At 47.9% G+C, this 11,849-nt stretch carries 11 protein-coding genes; 4 read left to right on the top strand and 7 right to left on the bottom strand.

Going from position 1 to position 11,849, the window contains the following annotated elements; genetic code table 11:
* Nucleotides 1-24 precede the first annotated feature (24 nt).
* From ABD846_RS05930 to dnaG, 3 genes are all read right to left on the bottom strand, one after another.
* Complete coding sequence (locus ABD846_RS05930) at nt 25-1,248, bottom strand: trans-sulfuration enzyme family protein (RefSeq protein ID WP_344823817.1); 1,224 nt, start codon at nt 1,246-1,248, stop codon at nt 25-27.
* 23 nt (nt 1,249-1,271) lie between these two features.
* A complete protein-coding gene (locus ABD846_RS05925; protein WP_344823815.1) occupies nt 1,272-2,132 on the bottom strand; it encodes a hypothetical protein in 861 nt (286 codons plus the stop codon).
* A gap of 89 nt (nt 2,133-2,221) precedes the next feature.
* Nucleotides 2,222-4,168, bottom strand: a complete 1,947-nt coding sequence (gene dnaG / locus ABD846_RS05920) for a DNA primase (RefSeq protein ID WP_344823813.1) — start codon at nt 4,166-4,168, stop codon at nt 2,222-2,224.
* Between the two features lie 141 nt (nt 4,169-4,309).
* On the opposite strand from dnaG, the gene ABD846_RS05915 reads away from it, so the two are divergent.
* A complete protein-coding gene (locus ABD846_RS05915; RefSeq protein WP_344823810.1) occupies nt 4,310-4,840 on the top strand; it encodes a hypothetical protein in 531 nt (176 codons plus the stop codon).
* Nucleotides 4,841-5,029: 189 nt separating this feature from the next.
* Here the strand turns inward: ABD846_RS05915 and ABD846_RS05910 are convergent, their stop codons facing one another.
* The 4 genes from ABD846_RS05910 to recR form a co-directional block, all read right to left on the bottom strand.
* On the bottom strand, nt 5,030-5,197 hold the full coding sequence (locus tag ABD846_RS05910; protein ID WP_344823807.1) for a hypothetical protein: 168 nt from the start codon (nt 5,195-5,197) through the stop codon (nt 5,030-5,032).
* An 88-nt stretch (nt 5,198-5,285) separates the two neighbouring features.
* Nucleotides 5,286-5,633 (bottom strand): hypothetical protein, encoded by a 348-nt coding sequence (locus ABD846_RS05905; RefSeq protein ID WP_344823804.1) that lies wholly within the window; start codon nt 5,631-5,633, stop codon nt 5,286-5,288.
* Between the two features lie 44 nt (nt 5,634-5,677).
* The gene (locus ABD846_RS05900; RefSeq protein WP_344823801.1) at nt 5,678-6,523 is read right to left on the bottom strand and encodes a transketolase; all 846 of its coding nucleotides are present in this window, start codon (nt 6,521-6,523) and stop codon (nt 5,678-5,680) included.
* A 63-nt stretch (nt 6,524-6,586) separates the two neighbouring features.
* Nucleotides 6,587-7,237 (bottom strand): recombination mediator RecR, encoded by a 651-nt coding sequence (gene recR / locus ABD846_RS05895; protein WP_344823798.1) that lies wholly within the window; start codon nt 7,235-7,237, stop codon nt 6,587-6,589.
* A gap of 196 nt (nt 7,238-7,433) precedes the next feature.
* Between recR and ABD846_RS05890 the strand changes: the two genes are divergently transcribed.
* From ABD846_RS05890 to ABD846_RS05880, 3 genes are all read left to right on the top strand, one after another.
* Nucleotides 7,434-10,814, top strand: a complete 3,381-nt coding sequence (locus ABD846_RS05890) for a methylmalonyl-CoA mutase family protein (RefSeq protein WP_425568021.1) — start codon at nt 7,434-7,436, stop codon at nt 10,812-10,814.
* 74 nt (nt 10,815-10,888) lie between these two features.
* Nucleotides 10,889-11,119, top strand: a complete 231-nt coding sequence (locus ABD846_RS05885; RefSeq protein WP_344823793.1) for a hypothetical protein — start codon at nt 10,889-10,891, stop codon at nt 11,117-11,119.
* On the top strand, nt 11,106-11,846 hold the full coding sequence (locus tag ABD846_RS05880) for an ATPase (RefSeq protein ID WP_344823791.1): 741 nt from the start codon (nt 11,106-11,108) through the stop codon (nt 11,844-11,846). The genes ABD846_RS05885 and ABD846_RS05880 overlap by 14 nt, the downstream gene beginning before the upstream one ends.
* Nucleotides 11,847-11,849 lie beyond the last annotated feature (3 nt).

Here is an 11,849-nt window from a genome sequence, read left to right as displayed (position 1 = left end):
TTCTTACAGATTTACACTAACTGTCTATGCAAGTGCCTGTTGGAAATCGCGGATCAGATCCTGCGCATCTTCAATACCGATACTGATACGGATCAGTCCGTCAGTTATACCGGAAGCCAGCCGGTGTTCTTTCGGTACACCGACATGTGTGGTAGATGCCGGGTGAGATACGAGTGTATCGCAGGTGCCGAGGGAAACCGCATTGGTGCATATGTGCAATCGATTCATAAAAGCTACGGCAGCATCAAAACCTCCATGTAATTCGATGCTCATCAGGCTGCCAAATTGCTGCATTTGTGCAGCCGCTATGTTGTGGTGCGGATGCGATGCAAGTCCCGGGAAATTGACTCTGGCAACCTTAGGATGCGTTTCGAAAAAACCGGCGACCGTCATTGCATTACTGCAATGCTTATCCATGCGCAGCGACAGGGTACGCAGCCCGTTGCAGAGCAGGAACGCATCAAATCCGTTGGAATTTCCTCCGAGTAAGCGGTGAAATTTACGTACGTCTCCCTGCATGCGTTGCAGATCGCGGCCTATGAGTATGCCACCTACTGCGGTTCCATGACCATTCAGAAACTTGGTGGTGGAATGGATCACGAAATCCATATCATAAGCGAAAGGCTGCTGCAGCAAAGGCGTTGCAAACGTATTATCTGCGCAGATCACGAGATTCATTTCGCGACCGATCGCAGTTAGCTTTTTGAGGTCGACACATTGCAAGGTCGGATTCGCAGGTGTTTCGAGGTACATCATGCGGATAGCAGGGTCTGCCTGTATCGCGTTGCGTACCGCCTGCTCATCATGCATATCCACGATCACATGTCCGATGCCGAGACCGGGTAAGATCTTGTCAATCATCTCCTGCGTGCCTCCGTAGAGCGAAGGATGGGTGATGATCTTATCCCCGCTTTTCAGATTCGCGAGCAGCAAGGTGGTAACCGCAGCCATGCCCGAGGCATGCAGTAAAGCGTACAATTCGAGTGGATTGCCGGATGCGTCTTTCAGGCCGCGGGCTTCGAGCATTGCTATTTTCCGCTCTGCTTCTTCAATTGTAGGACTTCCGAAACGGCCGTAAATATACCCTTCTTCTTTACCCTGGAACACATCAACCCCCTGCTCTGTATTTTCAAATACATAGGTGCTGGTTGCGTAAATAGGAGTAAGGTGTGCACGGTTGGATTCCGTTTTATGGCCGCCATGAACACACAGGGTATCAAGACCCCATTCTTCGTTGGGATGGTTCATTTTTGCTGTTACTGTTTTAAAATTTAGGGCATTGGTTCCGCAGCTGCGAGGCGGATATTACGGGTGATTTTGTTGGCCGGGGTATGCACTTCCTTGCCATCTTTATCCACGAGGGTAAGGGTAACACTTGCTTTGCCGGTTCCCATATTTTTAATAAAATTCGATTGCCAGTTGTCGATCATGAATTCTTTCTCCTGACCGTTTGTGCTGTTGCTGACCAGCGCTTTTACCTTATATTCGTTGCCCAGGGTTGCATTCCACACATAAAAATCGAGCAGCAGGTTTGCCGTGTCTTTACCGAGGTAATCTCCTTTCGGACGGCTGTAGAACAGCATTGGCTCTTTCGGATCATCCAGCTTCACGAGTTTGCCGGCTTCATCAATTTTGAAATGATAAACGACCGCTGCTCCTTTAGACTTGATACTTTCATGGTAAGAGCGGGAAAGGAAGCACATCAGGTAGTGTTCCGTGTTCTTTGCCAGAGTGATTTCATTTTTAGGTTCATACAGCGCGACGTAAGGCTGATTATCCATGATGAAGTGGATGTGTTGTCCCTTGTCGGAATTGTTACACTCTTTGGAGCCTGCATCCGGGGTCTGGCCTTTCAGTTCATAATTCTTTACATTGAACGTGAAAGCAACCTTTGTTGAATCACCGGCAGGAGTGCCTTTTACGGAAGCGATGCTCAGCTGTGCGTTGGCAAATTCAGGAGACTGACCAACAGGAACGAGTTCCAATGCAGGCAGGTTTACACGTGCAGAATGTGCTTCAACGGTGTCGTTGATTTCATGCATATCACCGGAGCCGCCTTGTCCGCAGGATGCGTTCAGCATTGCCGTAAATGCAAGTGCTCCGATACTCCAGTAGTAGTTTGCTTTTTTCATAATTGGTTTTTTTAGCGAGATCAAAGCTACATAAATATCCGGCCAAAGCAGAAGCCCGGCATTCAGTTTGTGTAGAGACTAATTTAAAATTAACGTGAAGCAGATTTGACGATAACCGTTCCCTGGCGCTGGAGGATCTCCTGCTCGGTTTTTTTGAGTGCTACAAATTGCTGCATGAGCTGCAACATGCTTTGTTCGTCTTTTGCCTGAGGCAGTTGTTTCCGGAGTTCGGCCTGCAGCGCTTTAAGCTTTTTCAGTTCGAAATAGCAGAGTGTGCTTTCCACATCATTGATGTAATTTTCTTCCCCGTTCAGCATCGCTATGCCGAATTTTTCCAGCCAGTTAGGGCTTACTTCATTCTTGTTATGCAGCAGATTCGCGGTCTTACGCTGTATCTGCTGGTCGGTATGCAGGGTGAAATAGTTCAGTTCCGGAAGCGACTCATGTTCGGAAACGTAATTATAGTAAAGCGTGTAAAATTCCTTTACATCCGCCTGTTCGATGATATCAAAGTCAACACGCTGATAGATCATTTCCGCCACATGCTGAAAGCCCTCTGCCGGTTTTTGGCCGTAAAGCAGCAGCACACAGATCAGCTGCCATTCCTGCGCGTCGTCGGGCCGCTCGTTTGAATCGTTCCCGGGAATTTCCGGAAGCGGGGTGGATTCATAATCCTGTTGTTCTTCAACGGGTCTGTTCTGAGCCTGTCTTCTGTCCTGCTCTATACGTTCGCGGATGAATTTATTGACCAGGTTGATCATGCCCTGTTCATCCACCTGCAGCCTTTCTGAAGACTGCTTGATATAATAATCCTGCAAAGCGAAATCCTCCGCTTTGTCGATCCGTGATATCGTTTCGGCAATCTCGTTTACAAGTTTGGATTTCTTTGCCGGATCATTTGCTGCTTCCTTCATTCCTACTTCCATGCGGAAGCCGATAATATCCTCTTTATGATCGGCGATGTAGGTGTGGAAAGCACTTGCACCCACTGCCTGAATGTAACTATCCGGATCGTGGCCTTCGGGCAGCAGTGCCAGCTTTACATTAAAGCTTTGCGCAAGGGCCATGTCCATTCCACGCATAGCGGCTTTAATGCCGGCACTATCGCCATCGTAAAGGATGGTCAGGTTTTTCGTGGTGCGCCCTATTACACGCAATTGGTCTTCGGTAAGGGAAGTTCCGCTGCTCGAAACCACATTGTCCACACCTCCCTGGTGCAGGGAGATCACGTCGGTGTAACCTTCCACAAGGTAGCATTCATCTGCCTTGCCCATCGACTGACGGCTTTGGTACAACCCGTACAATACCCGGCTTTTTACATATAGTTCATTCTCCGGCGAGTTGATATACTTAGGCGACTTTTCGTTGGTTTTAAGGATACGCGCACCGAATCCCAGCACGCGCCCGGTCATGCCCTGGATAGGGAATATCACGCGGCCCCGATAGGTATCATACCATCTTCCGTTGCTGTTCTTGCACAAGCCCGATTTTTCGAGCATCTCGGGAGCATATCCTTTTTCGATGGCTGCCTTGTAAAACGACGAGCCGTCTTCGGGACAATATCCGAGTCGGAATTGTTCAATAATTTCTGTGCGGAAACCACGCTCTTTAAAATAAGATAAACCGATCGTCTGTCCTTCTTCCGATTGCAGCAGCGCATCATGAAAATACTGTGCGGCAAACTCATTGAGTATCCGCAGACTTTCCTCTATCTGCTGATGCTGTATCTGCTCTTCGGAAGCCTTGGTTTCTTCCAGTTCGATTTTGTAGAAGTCTGCCAGCCAGCGGATTGCCTCGGGATAGGTGATGCGCTCGTGCTCCTGCACAAAAGTTACCGCATTGCCTCCTTTTCCGCATCCGAAGCACTTGAAGATGCCCTTGCTTGCCGAAACCGAAAAAGAAGGAGATTTCTCATTATGGAAAGGACAATTGGCTATATAATTCGCTCCTCTTCTTTTCAGGCGTACAAACTGGCCTACCACTTCGACAATGTCGGCGCGGTTCATAACTTCCTGTATAGAGGCGGGAGAGATCAAAGTTTATCTAGTTGCAGAACCTGCAAAAGTAACTGTTTTTTCAGCGGCTTTCAAAATGTCGTTCGTATCGTCTTTAAGATACTCACAACAGTGTGTATTGCATACGCGTTTTACTTTTGGGGCAACCAAAACGATTAATTTATGAAAAGAATCATGCTGATCTGTTCTTCCCTTATTCTGGGAACAGGCGCGGTTTCTGCACAGACGAATTCAGAACCGAACAGTGAAATCACCAAACGTAATTCCTGGCTGAAAGTAGGTATTAACGCGGGCATGCCGCTCGGAGATGCTTCCGACTGGAGCAGTTTTACAGGAGGGGTGGACGTTAGCGGTCAATTTATGGTTACCAACCACTTCGGACTCGGTCTGAGTACCGGTTACAACCATTTCTTCGCTAAGGATCCGTTCTCCGATTTCGGAACAATCCCTGCAAATCTGCTGCTCCGTTATTATCCCAAGGAAAAAGGATTCTTTGCGGGAGTTGATGGCGGCTACACGTTCTACACCAATGTAACCGGTGAAACCGGTGGCTTCAACGTAAAGCCTGAGCTCGGCTACCACAACTACAGCTGGAATTTCTACGCGTACTACAATCACATCTTCGGTAGCGCGCCGATGATCGACATCCAGACAGTGGGTATTGCAGCATCTTACAATATCCGCTTCAGATAGAAACTGCTACTTTTGAATAGGAAAAGCCCGTATCAGACGATACGGGCTTTATTACTTAAGATCAGATATTATTTTTTTGAGCTTACCCTCTTTCGTTTGGGTGTATGAAGGAATACTGCAAGGCTGGTGATTGCAGACAGAGCGAGTATGGTTGTTGTAGATAAGATAAGCAGCATAATTCATCCGTTTTTAGAAAGCTTTCGCCTTCGCTGCCATCAGATGCCTGGTGATGGTCTCCAGCTTTTTGATCTGTATAACTGTTTTTTTAGTTCTGTTCCCTGAGGTAACACGCCTGGGGGCATTCAGAGAACAGGAAATAAAATAGACCGAAAAACCCATAAGTGCCATTTCTTTCATCTGACGGAGATTTATGACACAAAAATCCTGTAATTGGGCGCGGTTTTTATTACACAATTATGATGGTTTTTTATAAAATATTTAGGACCTACCAATTCACTACCCTGTAGCGGATTGCCATCTTGCGCAACGCTGCTATTGTCAACAGATTGATCAGTATTGCGAAAATGCCGAGGTACAGAGGTGCAACATCCCATGTTTGCTTTGAGACGAGTGCATTCATGATCTGGGTATCCAGTAATAATAAACAGAATGCGAGTCCGAAAACAAGCAGACCTCCGGTCAGTGTATTGCGAAATCGTGTTTGCAGCAGGAAAACCGCAGCAAGGCTTAATAATAACATACTCCAGGCACTCCATCCGGGCCATGGAATAAGGGTCATTCCGATCAGTGTCAGGAAGTACCATTCCGGCCAAAAAGTAAAAAGCGTTTTCATACAATGATGAAAACGCTTTTCGTAATTATTTAGTGCAGAAAAGATTAATAATCGCCAGGTCCGATAGTGAGCTGACCCAATGCATTTTCGAGTTGTGCATCATTCGGAGCGATACCATGCCATTCGTGTGTGCCTTCCATAAAGTCGACACCCTTACCCATGGCAGTATGCATGAGGATCATCACCGGCTTGCCTTTGCGGCTGAGTCCGTGCGCCTGATCCACACCTTTGAGTACAGCAGCCATATCGTTACCTTCCATTTCCATTACTTCCCAGCCAAATGCTTCGAATTTGGCACGTAAAGGACTTATGTTCATAACGTTCAGGGTTGGGCCGTCGATCTGCTGACCATTTACGTCTACCGTAGCGATCAGATTGTCCAGCTTGTGATGTGCTGCAAACATTGCTGCTTCCCAGTTCTGGCCTTCCTGGAGCTCACCGTCTCCCATCAGCACGTAAACATAAGTATCTTCTTCTTTATTCAGTTTTTTGCTGTACGCCGCACCGCTTGCCACGCTGAGTCCCTGACCCAGGGATCCGCTGGCAATACGTACGCCCGGCAGATGCTCATGCGTGGTCGGATGCCCCTGCAGACGCGAGTTCAGTTTGCGGAATGTTGCGAGTTCCGAAATCGGAAAATAACCCGAACGGGCCAGTACACTGTAAAATACCGGAGAAATATGTCCGTTGGAAAGGAAAAACAGATCCTGACCTTTCCCGTCCATATCAAACGGAACGGGTGTGTGTTTCATTATTTTGAAATAGAGTGCTACGAGGAAATCGGTACAGCCAAGAGAGCCTCCGGGGTGGCCGCTTTGCACATTATGCACCATTCTTACGATATCGCGGCGCACTTGCGACGCCATCGATTGGAGTTCTTGTAATTCCATTTGAATATTAAGGACAAATTTTCGCAAAAATAGGCTATCCCGGCCAATACCAGCCGAATATTTTTAGCTGTCGGAAGACGGGCCGGAAGCCGGACCTACGTTAACGTAATTGTCTACAGGCAGCCGTTTCGATATGGAGCGCGCAAGGGTCATTTCATCCGCATATTCAAGTTCCCCGCCAAAAGCAATGCCCCTCGCGATAGTCGTGATTTTCAGCGGCAGATGTTTCAGTTGCCGGGAAATGTAATAAACGGTTGTGTCGCCTTCCAGCGTGGGACTCAATGCCATAATAATTTCTTCGGTGTCTCCCTGCTTCGTAACGCGTTCCAGAAGACTGCCGATATTCAGATGCTCCGGTCCTACACCATCCAGCGGAGATAAAATTCCTCCCAGTACATGGTAGTGCCCGTTGTACTGTTGTGTCTGTTCAATCGCCATAACGTCGCGGATCGTTTCCACAACACATATCTGACGCGGATTGCGTTGTGTATTAACACAAATGGAGCAGATCTCCGTGTCAGACACATTGTGACACTGCCTGCAATAAGTGATTTGGTGTATCAGCCGGGAAATGGCTTCTGTAAAGGCATCCACATCCGCTGTTTCCTGCCGCAGCAGGTGTAGCACCATGCGTAAAGCCGATTTTTTCCCGATTCCGGGTAATTTGGAAAATTCTGCAACCGCGTCTTCAATCAGCCTCGAAGAAAAAATCATAGAAAAAACAGGGTGTTTTGGGACAGATACAAAGTTCAAAGTTATTCTGAAAAACGCATCCGGGATAATTTTTTAGGCTGTGAATGCCGCCATACTTTAAGAAAAGATCGATAAAGCGTAATTTTGCAGCCCGGAAGTAAATGATACTAAAGATTCCGGATAAGATATGTATACACCTCAGAATAAAATCCGTATTGTGACAGCGGCCTCTTTGTTTGATGGCCATGATGCGGCCATTAATATCATGCGCCGCATTATGCAGGCAAAAGGAGCGGAAGTGATCCACCTGGGGCACGACCGCAGCGTGCAGGATGTGGTGGATTGCGCTATCCAGGAGGATGCCAACGCAATAGCCATGACCAGCTACCAGGGCGGGCATGTGGAGTACCTGAAATACATGTATGACCTGCTGAAGGAAAAAGGATGCGGACATATCAAAATTTTTGCCGGCGGCGGTGGGGTTATTCTTCCCGATGAGATAGCTGAACTGCATCAGTACGGTATTACCAGGATCTATTCACCGGATGACGGCCGGGCAATGGGCCTGGAAGGAATGATCGAAGACCTGCTGAAACAGAGCGATTTTCCCACAGGCAACCAATTGAACGGAGAAGTAGGTCATCTGAACGACAGAAACCCTAAGGACATTGCACGACTGATCTCTGCTGCGGAAAACCATTCCACACTTCCGGAGACACAGGCGATGCTGAAGAAAATAGAATCGCTTGCAGCAGCAAGTAAATCACCGGTGCTCGGAATAACGGGTACCGGAGGTGCCGGTAAGAGTTCGCTGGTGGACGAAATCGTTCGCCGCTTCCTGCTGGATTTTAAAGACAAGCGTATCGGCATTATTTCCGTAGACCCGTCCAAGCGTAAGACGGGTGGTGCATTGCTGGGTGACCGTATCCGTATGAATGCGATCCGCAGTGAGCGCGTGTATATGCGTTCCATGGCCACACGCCAGAGCAACCTGGCTGTTTCGCGCCACATCAATGATGCCGTGAATATCCTGAAAGCTGCGCACTTCGATCTGATCGTCCTGGAGACATCCGGCATCGGACAGAGTGATACGCAGATCACCGATTACTGCGATCTGAGCATGTATGTGATGACTCCGGAATACGGGGCTGCCACGCAACTGGAAAAGATCGATATGCTGGATTTTGCCGACATCGTAGCGGTGAACAAATTTGATAAACGTGGTGCGATGGATGCACTGCGTGATGTGAAAAAGCAATACCAGCGCAACCATAAATTATTCGATAAAGATGCTGAGTCTATGCCTGTATTCGGCAGTATCGCATCTCAGTTCAACGACCCGGGTACCAACACGCTGTATCGTGCCTTGATGGATAAGGTGGTTGAAAAAACAGGGGCCACATTGCAGTCTTCATTCCACGCGAGCGATGAACTCAGCGAGAAAATATTCATTATACCCCCTGCAAGATCACGCTACCTGAGCGAGATATCTGAAAACAACAGGGGATACGATAAGCGTTCCCGCGAGCAGGCGGCAGTAGCCCAGAAGCTATTTGGTATCCGCAAAACGATTGAAACACTGACCGACTCCAGGATAGAAGATAAAGACAGGCTGATCAAAGGATTACAGGAAGTCTATCAGAAAGTAAGCCTCGATCTGGATCCGAAAAACCTGCAACTGCTGGAGCAATGGGAGATGAAGAAACGCCAGTATCAGGATGAGTATTACGTATTCAAAGTGCGTGACAAGGAGCTGAAAATTAAAACGCATACGGAATCTTTGTCCCATACGCAGGTGCCGAAAGTAGCCGTGCCGAAATTCGAGGCATGGGGTGAAATCCTGCAATGGGCATTAAGCGAGAATTTCCCCGGAGAATTTCCGTATGCTGCCGGTATTTATCCTTTCAAGCGTGAGGGAGAAGACCCTACCCGTATGTTTGCCGGAGAGGGTGGGCCTGAACGTACCAACAAGCGTTTCCATTATGTAAGTAAAGGATTACCAGCAGCCCGTCTCAGTACGGCTTTTGATAGCGTGACACTCTATGGCCAGGATCCGGATCATCGCCCGGATATCTACGGTAAGATCGGTAATTCCGGAGTGAGTGTGCCTACCCTTGATGATGCGAAAAAATTATACAGCGGCTTCAATCTGGCTGATCCGAAAACTTCCGTGTCCATGACCATTAACGGACCAGCTCCCACTATCACGGCTTTCTTTATGAATGCCGCTATTGATCAGCAGTGTGAGTTGTACATCCGCGAGCATGGGCTGGAAGCAGAGGTTAATGCGAAGATCGACGCGATTTATAAAGAGAAAGGACTTCCCCGCCCTTATTACAGCGCGGCTGTTGGAGCGGGCCAGACTGCCGAAGGCAAACAGGGTGTTTTGCCCGAGGGAAACAATGGCCTTGGCTTAATGCTGCTGGGTGTTACCGGAGACCAGGTGCTTCCGGCCGAGGTGTATCAGCCGATCAAGGAGCGTACTCTGAAAGCCGTTCGCGGTACTGTTCAGGCAGATATCCTTAAAGAAGATCAGGCTCAGAATACCTGTATTTTCTCCACGGAATTTTCCCTGCGTGTCATGGGGGATGTGCAACAATACTTCATCAACAAAGGCGTGCGTAACTTCTACTCGGTATCCATATCCGGCTACCACATTGCGGAAGCGGGCGCCAATCCGATTTCACAGCTCGCGTTCACGCTGTCCAACGGTTTCACTTTCGTGGAATATTACCTGAGCCGCGGTATGCATATCGATGATTTCGCACCGAATCTGTCTTTCTTCTTCAGTAACGGTGTGGATCCCGAGTATAGCGTTATCGGCCGCGTGGCACGCCGTCTGTGGGCCAAAGCGATCAAGTTCAAATACGGAGGTAACGAACGCAGCCAGATGCTCAAATATCACATTCAGACATCAGGCCGCTCACTGCATGCGCAGGAAATCGACTTCAATGATATCCGTACCACACTTCAGGCACTTTATGCGATTTACGACAACTGTAACTCGCTCCATACAAATGCGTATGATGAAGCTATTACCACGCCTACTGAAGAAAGCGTGCGCCGTGCTATGGCTATCCAGCTGATCATCAATAAAGAGTTGGGACTCGCAAAAAATGAAAATCCGTTACAGGGATCGTTTATTATCGAGGAACTGACCGATCTGGTAGAGGAAGCGGTGCTCACGGAGTTCGATCGGATTTCTGAGCGCGGAGGTGTACTCGGTGCAATGGAAACGATGTACCAGCGCGGGAAAATCCAGGAGGAGAGCCTGTATTATGAAACATTGAAGCATACCGGAGAATTCCCTATTATAGGTGTAAATACCTTCCTGAGCTCCAAAGGTTCTCCAACGGTTATTCCGGCGGAAGTAATCCGCAGTACAACGGAGGAAAAAGAATTCCAGATACGCAATGTGCACAGTCTCTGGGAACGCAGTGGCGACAAGGGCACAGAGATGCTGCGCCGTCTGCAGCAAACCGCTGTCCGTAATGAAAATATCTTCGAAGAGCTCATGGAAACCGTGAAATACTGTTCCCTGGGGCAGATCACCAAAGCCCTCTTCGAAGTAGGCGGTCAATATCGTAGAAATATGTAACAGGGTGCAGGGAGTTTACAATTGTTTTAAACTCCCTGCACATCTATATATCGTATCTTTGTAATAACGGAATTATGACGATTGCAAAAGAAACACAGGAGATCATTAAAGCGGCTAAGGCCGCGAGTCAGATGGCCCAACGTGAAGCAAAAGCTTTGGAACTGGTAGTACGCCTTATTCTGAACGGCACCATTTACGACAAATATCCCGATGGTAAAATGATTGCCGTAGGGGCTGTCGAGCGGAAGCAAAACCTGAAACTTAAAAAGGGAATGGTTTTGAAACTGAAAAATGAGCAGGCTTAGAATATTCGCCGGTCCTAACGGATCAGGAAAAAGTACCCTCTTCCGGCAGGTGGCTTCAAGATTTAAGGTTGGCGCCTTTGTGAATGCCGACCTCATTGAGCAGGAACTGATCCGTTCCGGCCTTATTGATCTGAGCAACTTTCATGTAAAAGCTTCAGAGGAAGATTTCGAAGCTTTTAAAAGTTCAGCGGAAGCGCAATCCCTTATGCGTAAAGCGGAAAAAGAAGGTTTGCAGATCGATATTTCCATCCGTGAAAATTTCATTGTAGATAAGAGTAAACTGAGCCATAGCTATGAGAGCGCACTCGTGGCAATGTTTCTGCGCCAGATACTGATTTCAGGCAAAAAGGGGTTCAGTTATGAAACCGTCATGAGTCATCCCTCTAAAGTCACGGAGATCAGAACCGCGCTTGACGCAGGCTATCGCCCATACCTTTATTTTGTGTGTACCGACGACCCGATCGTTAATATACAAAGAGTGGAAAACCGCGTGGAAAAAGGCGGACATCCTGTTCTTTCCGAAAAAATATTATCCCGCTACGAAAAGTCCCTGCAGAATGTTTTTCCGGCAATGAGTCTTTGTTACCGGTCTTATCTCTTTGATAATTCCGGTGCACAAATGACCCTGGTGGCAGAAGTGCATGCAGGAGCATTACTGCTGCATACCAATAAAATACCGAATTGGTTTTCTGAGTATATACTCAGGCATTTTGTTACCACTTCCTGATAA

It is taken from the genome of Rurimicrobium arvi, from assembly GCF_039540495.1.
Taxonomy (GTDB): domain Bacteria; phylum Bacteroidota; class Bacteroidia; order Chitinophagales; family Chitinophagaceae; genus Rurimicrobium; species Rurimicrobium arvi.
Note: the sequence above shows the minus strand (reverse complement) of the source record. Positions and strands in the feature narration are given on the sequence as shown.

Excerpts from the sequence above, each read along its gene's own strand:
- recR (WP_344823798.1), bottom strand. The coding sequence starts at position 7,237 with ATGATTTTTTCTTCGAGGCTGATTGAAGACGCGGTTGCAGAATTTTCC.
- ABD846_RS05900 (WP_344823801.1), bottom strand. The coding sequence starts at position 6,523 with ATGGAATTACAAGAACTCCAATCGATGGCGTCGCAAGTGCGCCGCGAT.
- ABD846_RS05915 (WP_344823810.1), top strand. The coding sequence starts at position 4,310 with ATGAAAAGAATCATGCTGATCTGTTCTTCCCTTATTCTGGGAACAGGC.
- ABD846_RS05910 (WP_344823807.1), bottom strand. The coding sequence starts at position 5,197 with ATGAAAGAAATGGCACTTATGGGTTTTTCGGTCTATTTTATTTCCTGT.
- ABD846_RS05905 (WP_344823804.1), bottom strand. The coding sequence starts at position 5,633 with ATGAAAACGCTTTTTACTTTTTGGCCGGAATGGTACTTCCTGACACTG.
- ABD846_RS05925 (WP_344823815.1), bottom strand. The coding sequence starts at position 2,132 with ATGAAAAAAGCAAACTACTACTGGAGTATCGGAGCACTTGCATTTACG.
- ABD846_RS05880 (WP_344823791.1), top strand. The coding sequence starts at position 11,106 with ATGAGCAGGCTTAGAATATTCGCCGGTCCTAACGGATCAGGAAAAAGT.
- ABD846_RS05885 (WP_344823793.1), top strand. The coding sequence starts at position 10,889 with ATGACGATTGCAAAAGAAACACAGGAGATCATTAAAGCGGCTAAGGCC.
- ABD846_RS05930 (WP_344823817.1), bottom strand. The coding sequence starts at position 1,248 with ATGAACCATCCCAACGAAGAATGGGGTCTTGATACCCTGTGTGTTCAT.